This window comes from Pseudoduganella namucuonensis (assembly GCF_900116645.1).
Lineage (GTDB): Bacteria > Pseudomonadota > Gammaproteobacteria > Burkholderiales > Burkholderiaceae_D > Rugamonas > Rugamonas namucuonensis.
On sequence record NZ_FPBO01000014.1, the window covers coordinates 1 to 21,329 of the forward strand.

A 21,329-nucleotide genomic window follows, 5' to 3' on the forward strand; every position below is an offset into this window, starting at 1 on the left:
CACACATCCTCCCAGCCGCAACACAGCCCATAGATCCGCTGCGCAAGCAGGTCCCGCATGCTGTGTGCAACGCTGGCGCGACGGCGCTGGTCATCGAACACGCGCGCGATCGACTTGGTCAAGCCAATGCGTTGGTCGACCTGCCGCAGCAGCAGCACGCCACCATCACTGACGATATCGCCGCCATCGAATGCCGCCTCAATCACGCGGCGTCCGACCCTCCCCAAATCCACTGGTTCAACGGTACAATTTGGCATCGGCGGTCCTCGGTTGTTGTTAGGCGTGAGAACCAATAACAACGCGCTTCATGGCGTGGCCGCCGACCTCTTCTCATGAAATATCCGGGCTAGGCCTTGCGCGGATGGCAGCATCAGTGCGAGCAGGGCGGACTTCATTACGTTGCGGCGGCTTGCATGCGTCATTGGCCGCTCCTCGAAGCCGGGTTCAGCGCCGCCGGGTCGTAGGCGAGGGCGCGGGTCGCCCGCATCTCCTGCGAGCGGCGGGCCTTTTCCGCGTCGCCCACCACGGTCTTGGGCGCGACCGGCTGCGGCGTGGTGGCGAGGATGGTGGCCTCGTCGTCGCGGGCGAGGGCGGGTTCGGGCAGGGCTTGCGCGGGACCGTGGAGGTCCATCACTTCCAGGCCGGCCAGCAGGTAGGCCCCGGTGGCGTAAGGGCCCACATCGTCGGCCCTGGTTGGCACGGGACGGTCGCCCGTCTTCTGCGCCGCGCCAACCAGGCCGCTGGGCAGCACATGGCGGTTGAGCGCGGCCCAGCCCTTGCTCACGGCGCCCTGATAGGTCTGGCGGTCCAGCAGGCCATGGTTGATGCCCCAGGCCAGCGCGTAGACGAAGAAGGCCGAGCCCGAGGTTTCGGCTTCGGCGAAGCTCTTCGGGTCGTTGAGGTCGCTGCGCCACAGGCCATCGGCCTGCTGCAGTTCGAGGACGCGGCCGGCCATCTTCCGGAAGATACCGGTGTAGAAATCGCGGCCGGCGAAGTCGGCGGGCATGGCTTCCAGCGTGCGCGCCAGGCCGCCCATCACCCAGCCGTTGCCGCGCGCCCAGTAGATGGACTTGCCCCCGGCGCCCAGGTGGTCTGCATCCTTGAAGCGCTCGTCGCGCAGGAAGAGGCGGTCCCGCTCCACCCACAGGCGTGCGGCTGTCCGGCGCCATTCCTTGTCCATGGCGCGCAGATATTGTGGATCGCCGGTCAGCAGCGACTGGCGCGCCAGCACCGGCGGGGCCATGAACAGGGCGTCGCACCACCACCAGATCAGCGCCGCGGTTTCCCGCGGGCGGTTGAGGTGGGGCAGCATGAAGTCGAGGCGCTGCCGCAGCGGCATGATCACGCCCGGCTGGCCGCGGCGGGCGTAGAGTTCCTGATACAGGTCGCCGATGGCCAGATCGTCGGCGTTGAGCAGCGAGCGCTCGGCCCGGGCGCCGCGGAAGGCGTAGTTGTAGTGCTCGGCGGTGGCGGTGAGGAAGCGCAACGTGTTCCTGTTCTCGGAAACGCGCGCCAGCCGCGCCGCGCCGACATAGAAGGTGGCCGCCACCCAGTTGGAGGAGATCTCGGCCAGGTTGGAACCGGTCGACAGCTGGATCGGGTGGCGGCTCATGTCGGCGATCTGCGCGGCGGCGACGTATTCAAGCACCGGCAGGACGGCCGCGCGCGGGGGCAGCTGGTCCGGCGCGAAAGTCGTGTTCGGACGGGCGGGCGGGGTGAGCCAGCCGGCCTCGATGCCGGCCACGGGATCGGCCGTCAAAGGATCGGCCGCCAATGAATGCGGCGGCGATGCGAGCAGGCCGGCGATCGCGAACGACAGGGCGGTGTTTCGGGCGAAGGCGAGAGGATGAGGGTGCAAGGTCATGGGTCGGTGTGCGGAAAGAGATCGGATTTAGAGCAGGCCGGTGATGTTTTCCGTGTTTTCCAATGTGACGGCCTGGCCGTTGCGGCTGGTGATGCGGCTGCGCGCGAAGTGCACGTCGCGGGCGTGGCGGATGGCGCCAAAGGTGTCGGCATCGAGGTCCACGTCCTCGATGCGGATGTTGTGCAGCGGCGCGTCGGCGTAGGCTTCCAGCTCGACCGCGGTCTTCAGTCCCTTGGCCGTCACGCGGCTGATGCGGATGTCGCGCACCAGCGGCAAGCCCTTCTCGCGCGGCACCTCCGCCGTCAGGGTCTTCCAGTAAGCCGGGGAGTCGGTGATGTGGTCCGGTATCTTCGCGTAGCTGTAGGCCGGGAACCAGTTGAGATTGATGCGGATGCCGGTCTCGGCCTGTTCCACTGCGATGTCGCGGATGTCGATATCCGAGGCCCCGCCGCCGCGCGTCGCCGCCGACTTGAACAGGATGCCGTAACGCACCGGCCCGACCACCTTGAGGCCATGGACGCGCACCTTGCGGATGCCGCCCGAGGTTTCGGAGCCGAAGGTCACGCCGGCGTAGGCTGCGCGCACGGTCGAGTTGCGGATGACGACATTCTCCGTCGGACGGTTCACGCGCAGGCCGTCGGCGTCGCGTCCGGCCTTCAGGCACAGGGCGTCGTCATTGGCGTCGATGTCGGCGTTTTCCACCAGCACCGTGTGCGAGGAGTCGATGTCGACGCCGTCGGTCGAGGGGCCCTTGCCGTCGACGTTGTTGCGCACGGTGATGCCGGACACCTTCACATCGTGCGAATAGACCACTTGCACGGTCCAGAAGCCGGAGCGTGTCAGCCGCAGGTGCTCGCCACGCGGTCCGTTGCCCAGTTCCACGCGGCTCGAATTGTAGATCTGGATCAGGCGCGGACGCTGCGCGTCGTAGTCGGCGGCCCAGCGCAGACCGCGCGCCTCGTAATCGTAGCGGATGGCCTGGAAGCGGTCCCAGAAGACCTTGCCGTCGCCGTCGATCGTGCCCTCGCCGAACACCTTGACGTCGCGCTGCCCGTAGATGTTGAGCAGCGCCGCCGGCCATGCCAGCTCAATGCCGGCGATGCGCGTCTGCATGAGCGGATAGGCCCGGATGTCCTGCGCGCCGATCAGCTTCACGCCCTTGTCGAGGCGCAGCGCCATGCCCGACTTCAGGAACAGCGAGCCGGTGAGGTAGTCGCCGGGCTTCAGCACCAGCGTTGCCTTGCGCGCCGCCGTGGCGTCGATCGCCTTTTGCAGCGCCGCCGTGTCGTTGGTCACCCCGTCGCCCATGGCGCCGTAGGCCTCGGCGCACACGATGGCCCCGGTCAGTCCGCGCGGCGCGGCTATCGCGATGTCGGCGTCCGGCTTGTCCGCGGCCGGCTGGGCGCCCGCGCCACTGGCCGCGGCCTTGCGCATCATGTCGGCGTGGGCGTCGATCGCCTTTTGCGGCGCGGTGTTGTACCAGGAATAGCCGTTGCGGCGGCCCTTGGAGATATTGTTGACGTCATCCTGGATCGACTTGTCCCAGTCGCCGAAGATGGGCTTGGCGGTCTGGATATCGTAGTTGCGCGACCAGATCGGCCCCGCGCCCGGCTTGTCGACCAGCTTGCGGCCTTCCTCCTCGCTGACCTTGGTGAAGGCCTTGCCGTAAATGGCGTGGGCCTTCAGCCAGCCGACGCCGGCCTCGATGGCCGCCTTCACCTCCGGCGTCGGATTCGGCTGGCGCATGAGGAACAGGAGCACCTCGCTGCTCTCCGCGCTGGCCAGCGAACGCATCTCGTAGTTGCGCGCCGAGATGGGTTTCAGCGTCAGCGCGTCCACCTGCTGCGGCCAGACGGTCTTCTTGCCATCCACGACGACCTGCGCGTCCAGGATGGGCCGGATGGCGCGGGCGCTCGCGGCGCCGGCCTGCCGCGCCAGCTCCTTGGGCACGAAGGCGAAGTCGGCGTGGCCCTCGGCGATATCCTCGAGGATCATCGCGGCCTCCGCCACGGCGTTGTCGTTGAAGGTGATCCCGTCGTGGAAGCCGCCTTCCAGCGGGTAGTTCTGCGGCCAGCCGCCATTGGGGTACTGCGCCGTCAGCAGGTACTTGATGCCCTTGGCGACGCTGGCGCGGTAGGCCTCGCCGTCCTTGCCCGGCAAGCGCGCCTGCACGCGGCCCAGGAAACGCATCTCGGTGGTGGTGGCGCCATTGTCCAGCGTGCCCACGAAGGTCCAGTAGCGGTCGCGCGGGGCGTCGAAGCTGCCGGTGTTCAGCTGCATCGTCTCGGCGTCGTTGGCGTAGCGCTGTCCCCGCAGGCGTGGAGGCTTGGTGCGATCCTGGTTCTTGCTCCAGCCGCCCGAAGGCGTCTGGAAGCTGACGATGGTGTCGGCGATAGCGCGGGCCTCGGCGGAGCCGTACCACGCGGCGTCCTTGTTGAGCGGCATCTTGCCGCTGCCGGCCACGGGCGGGGGAGGCGGGGACTCTCCGGGCTGCAGTTCGGCGGCCAGGGTCTCGCGGTCGAACCGCTCCTGCTGCCGCGAACGGGCGATGTAGTCCGCCCATACCGCCCGTTCCTCGGCGGGCAGTTCGCCGAGGCGCTCTGCGCTCACTTCGGGGGCGGGGGTGTTGGCGCCGACTACCGCGCTGTAGGCCGGCGCGGCGAGCACCAGGCACATGGCTCCCGTCCATCCCATCCCTGTGGAAAATTTCATGCTGTCTCCAATCATTTGATTTTGTCGGGACCATGCCGGTCCCGCTAGTACTTAAGACTGTCGGCGGACGCACCTTCCTCAAGCAAAAACGAAAACACGCAGAAACATGATTAATTGGGAATGGCCGGCGCTTATGCCTTCACTTTCCGTGGCCCGCCATGGTTGAATGGCCGGCTCTGATTCGATGAGAAGGAAGGCCTACCGTAATGCGTCCCATCCTACTTTCACGCCGCCGCCTGATGCTCGCGGCGGCGGCGGCGGCCACCACCACCGGTGTGGCGCTTGCCCTGCCGGCGGCTGGCGCCACGGCGTCCCGCCGCGCAGGCACCGTGCGCCCCATAGACCGCAAGGCGCTGGTCACGCGGCACAATCCGGTCCTTGCGCGGATCGACCCGCATTCGCCACTCATGCTGGGCAACGGGAATATCGGCTTCACGGCGGATATCACCGGGCTGCAGACCTTCACCGAGCCGTACAGCCAGATCGCGCCACTCCTCACCGAAGCGCAGTGGGCCTGGCACAGCTTCCCCAATCCCCAGGGTTATACGGTGCGGGACACGCAGGTCGACATCGAGGTGCGCGGCCGCACGCGCCGCTATGGCTACATCAAGGACTGGGCCGACGCCGCGAAGAATCCGGCGGTGGCTTGGATCCGCGAAAACCCGCACCGCTACTCGCTGGGCCGCGTGTCGCTGGACCTGCGCGCGAAGGACGGATCGCCGGCGCGCTTCGCCGACATCCGGGACGCGCGCCAGACGCTGGACCTGTGGACCGGCACGCTCACCAGCCGCTTCGTCTACGACGGCGAGGCCGTCACCGTCGTCACCCGCGTCCTGCCGGACCAGGACACGGTGATGGCCGAGGTAAGCTCCGCGCTGGTGGCGCAGGGACGCCTGGGTGTCGCCGTGCGCTTCCCCGGCGTATCCAGGACCCTCAATCCCGACCCGTCCGACTGGAGCAATCCCGCCGCCCACGCCACCACCGAGCTGTCGCGCAAGGCCGGCGAGGTGCGCCTGCGGCGCGGGATCGACAGCACCACCTATCACGCCGCGATCGCGGCGCCGGGCGCGGCGATCGAACAGACCGGCGCCCATGCCTATCGGGTCGGTACGAAAGCCGGGACCCTGACCGTCATGGCGCAATTCTCGCCGCGCCCCGGCGCGCCCCTACCCAATCCTGCGGCTGGCGCGGCGGCGACGCGGCGCCACTGGGTCGCCTACTGGACGAACGGCGGCATGGTCGATTTTTCGGGCTCCACCGACCCGCGCGCGCTGGAACTGGAGCGCCGGGTCATCCTGTCGCAATACCTGATGGCGGTGAACGCGGCGGGCGAATTCCCGCCGCAGGAGGAGGGCCTGTTCTCCAACAGCTGGAACGGCAAGTCGCACCTCGAAATGCACCCCTGGCACGGGGCGCACTTCGCCCTGTGGGGCAGGCCGCGACTACTGGAGAAAAGCCTGGCTTGGTACGTGGGTTTCCTGCCGAAGGCGAAGGCGCGTGCGGAGGAACAGGGCCTGCGTGGCGCGTGGTGGCCCAAGATGATAGGGCCGGACGGCGCGGACAGCCCGTCCAAGGTCTCGCCGTTCATCATGTGGCAGCAGCCGCACCCGATTTACATGAGCGAGTTGCTGTACCGCGCCGGCGGCGGTGCGCGCGTGCTGAAGGCCTACGGTGAGCTGGTCGAGGAAAGCGCGGCCTTGCTGGTCTCCTTCGCGCACATGGATGACCAAAGCGGCAAGTACCGCCTCGGCGCGCCCATCATCCCGGTGCAGGAAAACTTCCCCCCGCTGGACACTTTCGATCCGGCCTTCGAAGTCGCCTACTACCGCTGGGGCATCGAGACGGCGCAGGCCTGGCGCGAGCGCGCGGGCAAGCACCGCCGCGCGGATTGGGACGCCGTGCTGGCCAACTGGCCGGACCTGCCGCAAAAGGACGGCCTGTACCTGCCCGTCCGTTCCGAGCCCGGCTTCTGGGACAAGGCGGCCGGCGCGTGCAAGTCCAACGCGGTGGAGGAGACCTGCCAGAACCGCGACCACATGTCCTTCCTGATGCCGCTGGGCTGGCTGCCGGGCCGCGACGTGGACCGGGTCACCATGCGCCGCACGCTGGATCGCATGAAGCGCGACTGGGACCTGCGCCAGACCTGGGGCTGGGACTACCCGATGATGGCAATGACGGCGACGCGACTGAACGCGCCGGAGGAGGCCATCGAGTGGCTGTTCTTCGACGCCAAAAACAACCAGTACGGCAAGAGCGGCATGACGCCGCGCGTGCACCTGGACGCCCACGCCGCCGCCTTCGTGCCGACGGCGACCGGCGCGGGAGCCCAGGCGGAGGTGGGGCCGGACGGCCCGGGCTATCAGCGCGCCGCGGAGACCTATTTCCCCTCGAGCGGCGGGCTGCTGATGGCCGTCGCCCTGATGGCGGGCGGCTGGGATGGGCGGACCGGCGCCGCGCCGGGTTTCCCGAAAGTGGGCTGGAAGGTGAGGAGCGAAGGCATTTTGCCCTCGCTCTGAGCACAAGGAAGATGGCAAGGCACAGGGAGGGGCGCAAGCCCCCTGTTTGCCTACATGGTGCGGAAGGTGGCGCCGACCATGACGCGGCGGCCGGAGTAGTTGAAGTCCAGCAGGTTGGGCGTGCCGTCCGCGAACGGGGCGAACCGCCCCTGGCTGTTGGACGTGGTGGCGTTGGTCAGGTTGCGGCCTTCGATGAAGAACTCCACATTCGGCCGCCACCGGTACGAGAGCTTGGCGTCGACGAAGCGGGTGGCGTCCTTGAAGTTCGGCGAACCCGGGTTGTAAGGGAAGCCGACCCGCACCGGCGCCGCGTTCGGGTAGTTGTTCACCCCCGCCGCGTTGCAGGAGGCGATGCAGTTGAAGTACGCCGCCACCGCTTGCACCGCCACGCGCGCCGCGACCTTGCCGTCGTCGTACCAGAGCGCCCAGTTGTAGGTGTATTGCGATTCGCGCGCCGGCGGCAGCGGCGTGCCGGTCAGCAGGTCGACGATGTTTTCATTGGTGGCCTTCGACCGCTGCTTGCTGTAGTTGGCGTCGAAGCCCGTGTAGCGCAGCAGCGAGGGCAGGAAGGTGAAGGCGGTCTTGGTGCTCAGTTCCAGGCCGGTGCGGCTGGTGGCCGCGCCATTCATCCAGGTCGAGTAGTCGAACAGCACGCCGGCCAGCGGAATGCCGGTCGAGGGATCGACCATGTCGGTGCCGGCGAACAGGGGCACCTGCGACACGCCTTGCGCGATCGCGGGCCCCACCTTGCCGCGCTGCCTGAAGAAGGCGGCGCTGAACATGGTGTCGCGGTTCGGGTAGTACTCCAGCGAGAAGTTCTGGTTGACGTTTTGCTGCGCCCGCAACAGCGGGTTGCCGATGGTGCCCGAGCAGCGCTGGAACACCTCGTTCTCGTCCTCCCGGCGCTCGTCGAAGGTGCAGGTGCCGGACGGCAGCAGGCGGGACACGGGCGGCCTGGCCACGGTCTTGGCGGCGCTGTAGCGCGCCACCAACTGGTCCGGCATCAGCCACATGGCCAAGTTCAGGCTGGGCAGGACATCGCTGGCCGCCGCCTCCGTGCGCGTGGCCTGCGAGACCCTGGTGGTCACCGTGCCGCCGGGGGCGTCGCGGTTGACCGGGTCGTACGAGTCGGTCTTGGTGATGGCGATGAAGGTCATCATGCCGGTGCCATCCACCGTGGTGCGCACGTAACGCACGCCCAGGTTGCCGTCCAGTTCCAGGCCGAAGGGCAGGGCGCGGTTGGTGAATGGCACGCGGTCGATGCTGAAGTCGCCCATCAGGTAAAACGCGGAGGAGCGTTCCTTGAGCTGGGCGTAGGGCTGGTCGTAGACCTGGCCGTCGCTGGCCTTGCAGCGCTTCACGCAGTCGAAGTTGGCGTTCGGAATGCCGGTCAGGGCGAACACCTTTTCCACGTCGATCTGGGTCCAGTTATCCATCAGCCCTTCCGGACGGTCCTTGGCGCCGTGGAAAAAGCGGGTGGGCGTGGCCTGCAGGACCATGGTCTGCCGCAGCAGGTCCACGAACTGCGGCATGGTCATCACCGCCGAGCTGTCGAAGGCCTGGCGCGTGTTGTCCTTCATAATCAGGCCGTATTGGCACTTGTTGCCGCCGGGGGCCAGAGAACCGGGCGTGTCCTGGCAGCCGTACAGCGTGCTGCGCAGGGTCGGCGAGGGCAGCACCAGCGGCGCCACATAGCCGGGCTGGCCGAAGCTGCCCACCGGATCGCGCAGGATGTAGCCGCCGTTGTTGATGGTCCAGCTGTTGCTGGCCGTGTCGCGCAGGTTGAAGCCGGACTTGACGCGCTTGAGGAAGGGCACGGACTCCGGCATGGCGTAGGCCAGGTCGAGCTTCGCGGTGCGCTCGCCGCTTTCGCGGATCTGCGGCTCCCACGTCACGTTGGGGGACGAGGTCACGGCCTGCTGCTGCGCGGCCGTGTAGGCCGGAATAGCGTTCACATTGTAGGGACCGGGGTTGACCGCCGCGCTGGCGCCGTTCGGGTACAGCTTGGCGAAGCGGTCGAAACTCTGCTCCCTGATCGGATCGATCTCGGGGAAGGTGTAGCCCCACAAGCCGTTCGACAGCAGCTTGGCGGTGGCCGGACCGTAGTAGTCGATGAAGGACAGGCGCTTGGCGCCGCGCTGGAAGTCGGACCCCGCGTCGCCCACGAAGAAGTCGGCGGACAGGCCGCCCCGCTTGTAGCTGCCGCCCAGCTGCAGGTACTTGGCGGTGGTGAGGCCGATGTCGTGCATTTGGTCGGTCCTCGCGGCGCCGGCCAGGAAGGTGTACTGCGTCAGGTGGTGCGCCGCGTCCACCACCACCGAGCCGGGCACCGTGTTCGGCTGGCCGTTCGCCATGGCCAGGTTGCCCAGGCCGTAGGCCAGCTGGTTGATGTCGTTGTGGCGCTTGTTGTAGCTGCCCTTGGCGTAGACCGTCAGCTCGTTGTTGACCTTGAAGTCGGCGCGCAGGTCGAGGTTCTTGCGGCGGTCGATTTCACGCTTCACCAGGTAGCGCGGGCCCGACGGGGTGTAGTCGTTCCACTGGTTCAGGCAGGTGGTCAATTCGTTGTTGCGCTGGTTCTGCGCCGCCGTGCGTGCCGTCGACGAGATCGCGTTCAACTGGGCGCTGGTCAGTGCCGGGAAGGCGGCGCCGCAATCCGCCTTGGTGCGCGCCGCGGCCGACCTGGTGACGATGTCGATGGGACTGCCGGAGTTGAAGAAGCCGCCGCCGATCAGCGGCGATTGCAGCAAGGGGTTGGTGGCCGCCATGTCGGCCGTGTTGACGGTGCCCGGCTGGAACGTGAAGGTCTTTTCCGGCGAGTTGTCGAAGTCGTGGAGACGGAAATAGCCCTGGTTGCCGTTGCCCGCCGTCTGCGCCGAGTGGCCCTCGTTGAGCAGGGTGGTGGTGGACGCGTTGAGCAGCAGGCCGAGACGGCCGTCCAGGTATTTGTCCGACAGGATCAGGTTCGCGTCCGGCTCCCACTTCTTGTTCAGGGAATGCTGCGTCGCGCCCAGGCGCAGCGAGGCGTAGGGCTTCTTGAAATCCAGGCCGGTGCGGGTCTTGATGATGATGCTCCCGCCCAGCGAGCCCTCGGTCATGTCGGCGGTGGAGCCTTTGACCACGTCCACGCTCTTGATCAGGTCCGCCGACAACTGGCGGAACTCGACGGCGCGGCCGTCTCCGCCGCCGTTCATGTCGGCCCCGCCGGCCGATTGCACGCCTTGCCCGTCCAGCTCCACGCGCGTCAGTTCCGGGCCGTTGCCGCGCACCGCCACGTTGACGCCTTCGCCGAATTCGCCGCGGTCGAGCGCGATGCCGGCCATGCGCGAGATGGCCTCGCCGATATTCCGGTCCGGCAGCGAGCCGACGTCCTCCGCGACGATGGAATCGATGGCCGTGGCGGCGTTCTTCTTGCGTTCTATGCTCGACTGCTGCGACGCGCGCGTGCCCACCACCATCACCTGGGGCACCGGGTCGGCAGTCGCGCCGTTGGACGCCGCCGGGGATTGCGCGACGGCTTGGGCCTGCGCGTCCGGCAGCGGTGTGCCCATCATTAAGACGGCGGCCGACACGGCGACGCATGTCGCCTTGCGCTGGCTGGGAGGATTATTCTTCGTCATTGTCTCTTCCGATACTTTCGAGTCGTTGGTCAGGTTTCCGGATGAGATAGGCGTGCGCCTTAAAATCACCACGGTGCCGCCGGTGCTAACCCTTCCGACCAGATCAGTGCACATCAGCAGTCGATCGACCGCCTCGGAGATGACGAATGCGCCCGCCAATGCATTGGTGCTCACACCATCGAGAATATCGGCCGACGTCAAAATATTGATGCCTGCCTGCCGCGCGAACTCCGGAATGGAATCCGTCGCGACACCCGCGGGGATATTGAATGGGCGTGACAACTCCTGCGCGGTGGACGTGCCCGCATGAGCCGCCATGCTCACGGCCAGAACGATTCCGGCCGCGTTGGCGCATTGGTGCATAGAAAACATGCACATCTCCTCTAATCTGTTGTCGGAACTATGTTGCCCCGTTAATACCAAAGACTGTCGACGAAGGCGGCTTCCTCAAGCCGCCTGAATGAAAACCCCATTTCCTCAAAAACATGATTGGACCGGTGTGTGAATCACAAGGCGCCGTCGTCGGCGCTGCCGATGAATATCGTGTCCGCAGTGATCTTGATCGGCACGGCCAGCACCGTGCTGACGTCCTTGGCGAACAACTCCGGCGCGTCCAGCATGTACTGGCCGAACAGGCGCTTGCTCGCCAGCGTGGTGTCGAGTATGACGATGGTTTTCGGGCTGTAGCGGTTGAAATCGGCGACCGCGTCGCTCAAGGTCTGGTTCTTCAGGATCAATTTACCTTCTCTCCACGCCAGCTTCCTGTTCACTTCCGAGGGCTGGCGGCTGACGGAAATGGCGCTCGCCTCGGGCTCCAGGAAAGCGCGCTCGCCCGCCGTCAATTGGCGCCGTTGCGCCGCCTTGTCCTTGCTCCAGACCTCGACCGTTCCTTCCGTCACCAGCACCTCCGTCCCGTGCACGAAGCGCCGCACGGAGAAGGCTGTGCCAACGGCGCGAACGCGCGCGTCGCCGGCTTCGACGATGAACGGCTTGGACTTGTCCTTGGCCACCTCGAACCAGGCCTCGCCCTTTTGCAAATTGATCTTGCGCCTGTCCCGCGTGAATTCGACCTCGATCCGGCTGCCGCTGTTGATGGTGGCGACCGACTTGTCCTGGAGCGGCACCTTGCGGAATTCGCCTTTCGCGGTGACCAGCACCTTGTCTTCGCGCAGGGCGGAAAAGCTCGTCAATCCCACCGTGGCGGCGACACAGGCTGCCATCGCGCCGAACATGAACAAGCGGCGCCGGGACGCGGCGGGTTTCTCCCATACGGGAGGCTCCGGCGCGAGCGACCGCGGCACCGTGGCGAGATTAATCGCGTTGTAGATCGCCATGGCCCGCATATACGCGCCCTGGTGCCGTGTATCGGCGGCGTACCACGCGTCGAATTCCCCGCGTTCGGAGTCGCCCAGGCCGCGCGCGAATTTCCGCGCGACCCATTCGAAGGCTTCGTTATCAATCTTGGACATTGCTTTTCTTACCTGCGCGTTTACGCGCGATGAATTTGGTGTCTCCGGTTTCCTGATTGACGCCATGCATGGCGATCATTTCCGACATCAGCCGCATGCCCTTCATCATTTCGTGTTCCACGACACCGTCCGAGAGGCCCAGGGTTTCCGCGGTCTCCTGCTGCGACAGGCCATGTATCCTGCGCGCGCGGAACACGGATTTGCAGCGGTCGGGCAGGTTCGCCACCAGCCCGATCACCCATTTGAGCTCCGAGCGCGCGAACACGACCCGCTCCGGCGAGGGCGCCGTGTCCGCGATGTCCAGGTCCTCGAGATGGGCGATGGTTTCTATCTGGACCACCGCGTCCCGCTTGATGCGGTCGAGCACAATGTTTTTCGCCGCGCGGAACACAAACGGTTTGGGATCGCGCACGTGGTCCAGGCTCGCCATCGACAATATCCGGTAGCAGGTTTCCTGCACCACGTCGTCGATCTCCGCCGGTCCCGTGCAGACGCGGCGCAGCATTCTGCGCAGTTCCGCCTCGTGAGGCAGGAAATTTATTGTTAGCCAGTCAACTACTTCAGTGTCCATAAGCTCGCTCGTTCGTACTTCCCCTAGTGAGTATGACGAGCGCGAACGGTTCTTCCTCAAGATTTTCGCCGGATTTTCAATTCACTCAAGGCCGTGAGAATTTCGCGTATCGCCGCGATATACAACCAAGTTCTCTCTATATTGTGGGCGGAAAACCACGAGTGGAGAACGAGTATGAGGACCAGGCGCAGGCAAATTCGCACCACCAGGCTGTTCGCCGCCACGCTGCTGGCGCTTGCGGTGCTGTCCGAACGCGGCGGCGCCGCCGAGGCGGAACCGTTCAAGCTCGGCGCCGATACCGTGCGCCCGAACCTCTCCGGGCAGGTGGCGCGGCCTTTGCGCTATCGTCCCCAAGGCGAGGACTTCGTCATCGAGAACGGCGGCGAGTTCTTCAACCGCCCGCTCTACGGCGGCAACACCGGTTTCCGCGTGGATGGCGGCGACCGTCCCGAGTTTTCGCTCTACCTTCCCGGCCGCGGCGGCAATGTCCGCCTCGGCGTCAAGACCGCGGCGGGCACCGTCTGGCTGCACCAGGCGCGCGCCATCGTCGCGCGCTACCGTCCCGGCGAGCTGCATTACGAGATCGCCGATCCGCTGCTGGGCGCCAGCGGCCGAGTCCATCTCTCCGCCGTCGCCTACGCTGAAGTCGAGGGCCTGGCGCTACGGGTGCGCGGCCAATCCCTGCCGGATTCGGCGGAGCTGGTGTTCGTCTTCGCACCGGGCGACGGCGCGCGCGGCCGGCGCGGCGGCGACATCGGCACCGAGGCCGTGCCGATCAGCCAATATTTCCAGTTCACGCCGGCATATGCGCGTGGCGGCAGCGTGGAGCCGCGCGAGCATGGCTTCAAGGTCGGCAACGACAGGGCGGTCGTCACGGTGACGTCGGCGCGGCCCCTGGTGGCGCGCCGCGGCGACGCCGCCAAGTGGGACGACCTGCCTGCATTGCTGGACGCCGACGCCGGCGGCGATGGCCACGTGGCCGTGGGCCGGCTGCCGCTGAACGAGCAGACGGTGGACCTGGCGTTCCAGGTCACCGGCGGCAAGCGGGCCGCCGAACTGGCCGTGTACCGCGAGGCCGGCAGCACAATGGACGCGGGCGCGGCGCCCGAGAAGGTCCACGCGCCGGCCTTCCAGCCGGGCGAACTGGCCGCGCGATTCGCCGACGCGCTGCGGCACTTCGAGCGGCTGCGCGGCCGGGTGCGCATCGACACGCCCGATCCGTACCTGAACGCCGCCATGGGCGCGCTCAACGTCGCCGCGGACGCCGTGTGGGACGAGGAGCAGGGCGCCATCATGCACGGCGCGATCGCGTGGCGCACCAAGCTGCTGGGCTGGCGAGGGCCGTACGCGCTGGACGCGCTGGGCTGGCACGAACGCGCGCGCCGCAACCTGGGCGAGTGGACGGCGCGCCAGAACACCGCGCCGGTGCCGGAGCGCACCGCCCCCGCCGACGAGAAGAGCAACCTGGCGCGCAACGAGGCCGGCCTGCACACCAATGGCGACATGAGCAAGTCGCATTACGACATGAACATCGGCTTCATCGACGTGATGCTGCGCCACCTGCTGTGGACCGGCGATGTCGAGTACGCCCGCTCCGTTTGGCCGGTGCTGGAGCGCCACCTGGCCTGGGAGCGGCGCCTGTTCCGCCGGGAGTACGGGCTGGACAAGCTGCCGCTGTACGAGGGCTATGCCGCGATCTGGGCCAGCGACGACCTGTACTACAACGGCGGCGGCGCCACCCACGCCAGCGCCTACAACGCCTGGCACAACCACATGGCCGCGCGCATCGCGGCGATGACAGGCAAGGACCCCAAGCCCTACCGGGACGAAGCCGCGCGGATCGGCCGCGCCATGCGTCAGTACCTGTGGATGCCGGAGCGGGGCGCCTTCGCCGAATACCGCGACCTGCTCGGCGGCCAGTTGCCGCACCCGAGCTATGGCCTGTGGTCCTTTTATCACACGCTGGATTCGAAAGTGCCGAACCGCCTGGAGGCCGCGCGCATGGCGCTGGACCTTGAACGGCACCTGCGGCCGATTCCGATCCAGGGCCCGGGAGTGCCCGCCGACCGGCCGTACCGCGTGTTGCCGAGCACAAACTGGATGCCGTATTCCTGGTCCATCAACAATGTCGTGATGGGTGAGGTGCTGCACACGGCGCTGGCGTCCTGGCAGGCCGGCCGCGCCGACAGCGCCTTCGAGCTGGCCAAGGGCGCGCTGCTGGCCAGCCTGTACATGGGCATCTCGCCGGGGAACATCGGCAGCATGAATTATCTCGACGTCTACCGCCGCGAAGCCCAGCGCGACTTCGCCGACGGCTCCGGCGTAATGGCGCGCACCCTGGTGGAGGGACTGTTCGGCGTGCGCCCCGACGCCCTCGCCGGAGAGCTGCTGGTGCGCCCCGGCTTCCCGCGCGAGTGGGATCACGCCAGCCTGCGCCATCCGAGCGTGGCGCTGGCATTCCGGCGCGATGGCCGGCGCGAGCACTGGACGGTCGAACAGCCGGCGGCGAAGTTCGGGCGGCTGGTGCTCGAATTGCCGGCGTCGGGCGATCGCGTGGTGTCGGTGCTGGCCGACGGCAAGCCGGTGCGCTGGAGCGTGAGCGCGGACGAAGTGTTCGCGCCGCGCTTGCGCATCGAGCTGCCGTTCGGCGGCAAGAGCGAAGTCATGATCCAGTGGAGCGGCCGGGCCATCGGCGCGCATGCACCCGCCTTCAGCAGGTTGGGGGAGCGAGATGGCTTCCAGCGCGTCAGCCAAGGCGCCTTCACCTGGTGGCGGGCCGCGGGCGAGCGCGAGGCCAGTGCGGGGGCGGGTGCGCGGGCCGACGCGGGGCCCGGTGCGCGGACCATTGCGCGTGGCGGTGCGCGCGCCGATGCCCGAACCATTGCGCGTGGCGATACGCGCGCCGCCTGCACGCTGGAGGCGGCGCCCTGGACCAAAGGGCCGCCGGTGCGGTCGCGCCATGTCGACCTGGGCCCGTGGTTCAACGACCGCGTCACCGAGCTGTTCAAGCCCGGCAAGTACCTGTCGCCGCGCTCGCCCCATGTGTCGCTGTCGCTGCCGTCGCAAGGCATCGGCGCCTGGGCCGGGCATGTCAACGCCATGGCCGTCATCGACGATGGCGGCCTGCGTGCGCAGGGTGGCACGCTGCGCCTGCCGAATGGCTTGAGCTTCGCCACCCCGGCGGCGCCGGGCACGCCCAATGTGCTCTTCACTTCCCAGTGGGACAACTACCCGAAGCGGGCCGTCGTGCCGCTGCGGGGCAGGGCGGGACGCATGTACCTGCTGATGGCCGGTTCCAGCAACTTCATGCAGAGCCGGATGGACAACGGCGAGGTGCTCGTCACCTACACGGACGGCACGCGGGATCGCCTGGCCTTGCGCAATCCCGAAAGCTGGTGGCCGATCGAGCAGGACTACTTCATCGACGACTACCAGTTCCCCTACTGCGGCCAACTGCCGGTGCGGGTCGACCTGAAGACGGCCAAGACGCGCGTGCTGGACCCGGCCACGCTGCCGGGGACCCTGCTCGGAAAGATCGATGGCGGCTCGGGCACGGTGATGGAGATGTGGCTGGATCGCAACAAATCCTTACGGAGCCTGGAGCTACGCACCTTGGGCAACGACGTTGTGATCGGCTTGATGGGCGTGACGCTCGACTGACAAAGTGCGCGGAAAAAAATCCGTAGACATGCATTCAGCAATGGACTAGTATTTGTTATCGATAACCCAAAACGTATTTCCAAAGCCAAGGCACCCGCGGCACGTCTCAACCGTGCCGTATTTTTTAGGTACGACGGTAGTTTATATATAAAAAACCGAAGCAGTGGAGCGCATGTTGAGAATGTGCTTTTTTTTGAGTATGGCTGTCTTTTAAATATAAAAAACCATAAAGCGCCGGCATTCGGAACAGGGAGTTTCAAATTGGAGAAGAAAAAATGAGAACGCATAAATTAGACTTTCCGCTCAAGCGTCTTGCCTCGTTGCTTATTTCAGCCAGCATCGTCGCGACCATCGCGCCATTCACAATGGGCGTGGCCCAAGCCGCGGACACGATACAGACCCTGGCCACCAGCTATCAGCCCGTCATCAGCGAGCGCATCGACGCGAGCGGTTTCCGGCATCCTGGCATGGGCTTCACCAAGGAGACCCTTGAAAACATGAGGACCCAGGTTCGGGCGCAAAAAGAACCCTGGACCACCTATTTCAACAACATGCTCTGGTCCGGCGCCGCGTCGAAGACGCCGTCGATCAAGAACGTCAACGCCTCCGATTCCAGCAAGCCCCGCTACCTCGGCCTCGCCGCGCAGGGCATGAATTCCCTGTTCATTTCGGACGCGCAAACGGCCTATACGCAGGCCATCCTGTATTACGTGACCGGCGACGAGACCTACCGCGCCAACGCCATGCGCATCATCCGCCTGTACGGGCAGATGGACCCGGCCCAGTACGTGTATTTCACCGATTCCCACATCCACACCGGCATTCCCCTGAGCCGGATGGTGGGGGCGGCGGAAATCCTGCGCCACACCAGCACGCAGACGCCGGCGCTGGCGTGGACGGACGACGACACGGTCAAGTTCACGAACAACCTGGTCAAGCCGGTCATCCAGACCTTCAACAGCTGCAATTGCCGCTTCATGAACCAGCATCTGTACACGACGCTCGCGGCGATGTCGGGTTCCATTTTCGCCGACGACCAGGAAACCTATCATCAGGCCGTCGAATGGTTCACCGTCAACAAGGACGCGGTGGACCAGGGGCAGACCGGCTCCATCAAGCAGCTGTTCCGCCTGGTGACCAAGAACGACCTGACCGGGGAGGCGGTGACGCCCGCGGTGCAGCACGTGGAAATGGGCCGCGACCAGGCGCACGGCGCCGGCGACATCACCAACGCCAGCCTGCTGGCGCGCTTGATGATAGGGCAGGGCACCAAGGTCGATCCGGTGGCGGGCACGGTGTCCACGGCGGCGAACGCGGTTGGCCCTTACGAGTTCCTCAACGACCGCATCCTCGACGCGGCCGAGCAGTTTGGCACCTTCATGTCGGGCTACGAGATCCCCTGGATACCGACCGCCTCGCACACCGACGAAGCCGGCAACCCGACCATCGTTTACAAGAACGTGTCGTGGTCTTATCGCGGCAGGACCAGTTCGAACATCTGGGAACCGTTCTATTACTACCAGTACTCCCGCGGCGTCAACATGGAGCAGCGCGCCCCAAACTTCACCAGGTTTTTCTCCAAACGCGTCCAATACAACTGGGACAGCGCGGATGGCGGCGGCGATTTCTGGCTCTTCATCCCGAAGGAGGCGGCCGACGCGGAAGGCGCGAAGTACCTGGTCAAGCCGATCACCGATCCGTATCGAGAAGTGGAGGACCGGCTCACGCCGCTGGACGGCAACACCGTGGTGATGAGCGAGGGCACTACCACCTACGCGCAGGTCACGGCGACGGCGGAGGGCAGCAAGTTCGGCGTGTTCGGCTACGGCTACGGATCGTCGAGCTACGGCATCCGCATCCGCACCAATGGCATGGCCTCGATGGAGATCTACGGCACGCCGTATCAGTTGCCCGACACGAAGGGCCAGTGGCGTTACGTGGTGGTTCCGGGCGGCGTGAATGATTATCTTCCATTCACGATCAAGGGCGCCGGCACCAAGGTCGACATCGACCACCTCAACATACAGGTCTCCACCGCGCTGACCCCGCCGGTGTTCACGGCCGGCAGCGCCGACCTGACGCTGTACACCTACGCCGGCACCACGCTCACGACCACGCTCGATTTCTCGGCGACGGACGCGGGCGCCGGGGACGTCGTCACCTACCAGGCCGACAATCTGCCGCAGGGCGCGTCCTTCAACACCGCCACCGGCGCGTTTTCGTGGAAGCCCACCGCCGCCGGCACCTACAACTTCTACATCGGCGCCTCGGACGGCAGCGCGGTGACGATGCGGCGCGTCACCATCGTCGTCAGCGCGGACCGGCAGGCGGCGGTCGATGTGGCGAGCGCGCAGTACAAACCGACTGCGCCGTATGTCGCGTCTTCCCTCCCGGCCTACAACGCCGCGTACGCCGACATGATGAGCGTGATCGGCAGCGCAAGCGACGATGTCTACTTCCAGAAGCTGGCGACCCTGAGGACCGCCGCCGCGGGGCTGCAGGAATTGAACCCGCTGCTGAGCGACGGCAGCTTGAACTTCAGCACGATGTTCTTTTCCTCGGACTTCGGCACCAATGCCGCCCAATTGATCGACAACAATCAGGACAGCGCCCCCGGCTTTTCCAAGGACCTGGTCTTGAACATGGACTTCGGCGCCGGCTTCAAAATCTCGGCCAACGAGTTCCAGGTTCAGACGGTGGGGGGCTTCCCCGAACGTATCGGAGGCGTCGCCATCTTCGGCTCGAACGACAAGGAAAATTGGACCCGCTTGACCCCGGGCCTGACCACCAGGATCGACCCGATGCAAACCGTCCCGGTGCAAGAGGACCTCAAGCAGACGAAGTTCCGCTTCCTGAAGATGCAAATGTTGGAACCGTTCACCCCCGTGTATCAGCCGTACGCCATCCTTCACCTGGGCGAATTCCGGATTTTCGGCACACGCTACGAGACGGTCAACAAAGTGTCGTCGGTCTCCATGAGCTCGGCCCAAGCGCTGCGCAAGCGCGTCATTCCGGGTGACACGATCAAGGTGTCGTTCGTGACGACGGAGCCGGTCAACAACGTGACCGCCACGATCCAAGGCATGCCGGCCACCATCACCACCACGGACAACCTGAACTGGACGGCGTCGGCGGTCGTCACCGGCACCACCGCCCCGGGCGCGGTGAAATTCCTCGTCAACTACAAGACGGCCGAGGGCGTCGACGCGGAGCCGACGTTCCTGACCACCGACGCCACCAGCCTGTTCGTGGCGGACCAGAGCAACTACATCGGCAACCTGCTGTCCATCACGACCGTGACCGATTCCAGCGGCAGGAACACGACGGACGCGCTGAACATGGTCAACAAGCTGTTCGACAAGAACCTCGGTTCGGCCACGGACTACCGCGTGGGCGGCAGCGGCACCGGCGGCTGGGTGGAGTTCGACTTCCGCGGCGGCGGCGCGGCCAAGCTGTCCAGGGCCGAGATCATCGGCAACCAGGACCAGTACTACACCCGCATCGGCGGCGCCGTGCTGCAGGGCTCCAACGACAAATCGACCTGGACCACCATTTCGAACGGCGCCGGCGCCACGATGGACTGGCAGACCCTGAACGTCACCGACCCGACGCCCTACCGTTACATCCGCGTCTTCAACGGCGCCAACTGGTACGGCACGATGACCGAGCTGCGGTTGTACGGTGTGACCGAGTCGACCAACATGATCTCGACGGCGTCGATCAGCTCGGCCCAGGCGCTGCGCACCAGGATCGTGCCCGGCAACACCGTCAAGGTGGCTTTCACCGCCAAGGAGGCGATCAACAACGTGACCGCCACCATCCAGGGCGTCGCCGCGACGGTCGCCACGACGGACAACGTCAACTTCACCGCCACGGCGACCCTGCCGCAGGGTGTCGCGGCGGGCGCCGTGAAATTCAACGTCAACTACAAGACCCAGGCCGGCAAGGATGGCTACCCGGGGACGGCGACGACGGACGGCAGCTCCCTGAAGCTGGTCGACGAGGCGGATGTGATCAAGAACGTCACCAGCATCGCCACCTTGATCGACTCGACCGCGAACCGGTCGGCGGCGACCACGCTGTCCATCACGAATTCGCTGTTCGACGGCAGCGTGGGCTCGGGTTCGGACTACCGCAACGGCACCAGCTCCGGTTCGGGCGCCTACATCACCTTCGACTTCAAGGCCGGCAACCAGGTGAACCTGACGAGCGTGGAACTGGTGGGTAGCCAGGACCAGTATTCCAGCCGCATGGCCGGCGTCGTGATCCAGGGCTCGAACGACAACGCCGCCTGGACCGACCTCACCACGTCGGCCGTGAACACGCAGGATTGGCAAACCCTGGCCGTCTCCAGCCAGGTGCCGTACCGCTATATCCGCATCTACAACTGGGCCAACTGGTTCGGCACCATGAAGGAGGTGCGCTTCCACGGCAGCGTCCACGGTGCGGACGTGACGGCGCCGGTGACCACCGCCAACGCGCCGGCCGGCTGGTCCAGGCAGGACACGCTGGTCACCCTCAGCGTCACCGACAATTCGTCGGTCCAGGCCACCTATTACAAGGTGGACGGCGGCGCCCAGCAGACCGGCAACGCGGTGACCTTCAGCACCGAGGGCCCGCACACGCTGGCGTTCTGGAGCAAGGACTGGGCGGGCAACGTGGAGCAGCAGCGCACGGTCGCGGTCAACATCGACAAGACCGCGCCGGTCACCACCGCGACGCCGAGCCAGGCCGCGCCGGCCAGCGGCTGGTACTCGGGCGACGTGTCGCTGGCGCTGTCGGTGGCGGCGGACGCCGGCTCGCCGGCCGCATCCACCCACTACACCGTGGACGGCGGCGCGCAGCAGACCGGCAACACGGTCGCGCTGAGCGCCAAGGGCAGCCACACCGTGAACTACTGGAGCGTGGACTAGGCCGGCA

The 21,329-nt window shown here is 66.3% G+C and carries 9 protein-coding genes; 3 read left to right on the top strand and 6 right to left on the bottom strand.

All coding sequences use genetic code 11. From position 1 onward, the window contains the following. The 3 genes from BM436_RS15925 to pelA all read right to left on the bottom strand — a co-directional run. Nucleotides 1-257 (bottom strand): transposase (locus BM436_RS15925; RefSeq protein ID WP_177307035.1); only part of this gene is annotated, 257 nt, incomplete at its 3' end. A 161-nt stretch (nt 258-418) separates the two neighbouring features. Next, nucleotides 419-1,864 carry a glycoside hydrolase family 88/105 protein gene (locus BM436_RS15930; protein ID WP_093556524.1) on the bottom strand — a complete coding sequence of 482 codons (1,446 nt, stop codon included), beginning with the start codon at nt 1,862-1,864 and terminating at the stop codon, nt 419-421. A gap of 27 nt (nt 1,865-1,891) precedes the next feature. Continuing rightward, nucleotides 1,892-4,576 (bottom strand): pectate lyase, encoded by a 2,685-nt coding sequence (gene pelA, locus BM436_RS37555; RefSeq protein ID WP_218164872.1) that lies wholly within the window; start codon nt 4,574-4,576, stop codon nt 1,892-1,894. Between the two features lie 206 nt (nt 4,577-4,782). Here pelA and BM436_RS15940 point away from each other — a divergent pair, with 206 nt between their 5' ends. Next, a complete protein-coding gene (locus tag BM436_RS15940) occupies nt 4,783-7,092 on the top strand; it encodes a hypothetical protein (protein WP_093556525.1) in 2,310 nt (769 codons plus the stop codon). A 50-nt stretch (nt 7,093-7,142) separates the two neighbouring features. On the opposite strand, the gene BM436_RS15945 is transcribed toward BM436_RS15940, so the two are convergent. The 3 genes from BM436_RS15945 to BM436_RS15955 form a co-directional block, all read right to left on the bottom strand. Then, on the bottom strand, nt 7,143-10,709 hold the full coding sequence (locus BM436_RS15945; RefSeq protein ID WP_093556526.1) for a TonB-dependent receptor: 3,567 nt from the start codon (nt 10,707-10,709) through the stop codon (nt 7,143-7,145). A gap of 506 nt (nt 10,710-11,215) precedes the next feature. Then, a complete protein-coding gene (locus BM436_RS15950) occupies nt 11,216-12,178 on the bottom strand; it encodes a FecR family protein (protein WP_093556527.1) in 963 nt (320 codons plus the stop codon). Beyond that, complete coding sequence (locus tag BM436_RS15955; protein ID WP_093556528.1) at nt 12,165-12,749, bottom strand: RNA polymerase sigma factor; 585 nt, start codon at nt 12,747-12,749, stop codon at nt 12,165-12,167. Before BM436_RS15955 ends, BM436_RS15950 begins: the two co-directional genes overlap by 14 nt. A gap of 174 nt (nt 12,750-12,923) precedes the next feature. Here BM436_RS15955 and BM436_RS15960 point away from each other — a divergent pair, with 174 nt between their 5' ends. Both BM436_RS15960 and BM436_RS15965 read left to right on the top strand, forming a co-directional pair. After that, nucleotides 12,924-16,409, top strand: coding sequence for a DUF4450 domain-containing protein (locus BM436_RS15960; RefSeq protein ID WP_093556529.1), 3,486 nt, complete (start codon nt 12,924-12,926; stop codon nt 16,407-16,409). Between the two features lie 275 nt (nt 16,410-16,684). Further along, nucleotides 16,685-21,322 carry a discoidin domain-containing protein gene (locus BM436_RS15965; protein WP_093556530.1) on the top strand — a complete coding sequence of 1,546 codons (4,638 nt, stop codon included), beginning with the start codon at nt 16,685-16,687 and terminating at the stop codon, nt 21,320-21,322. The last annotated feature ends 7 nt before the right edge of the window (nt 21,323-21,329 follow it).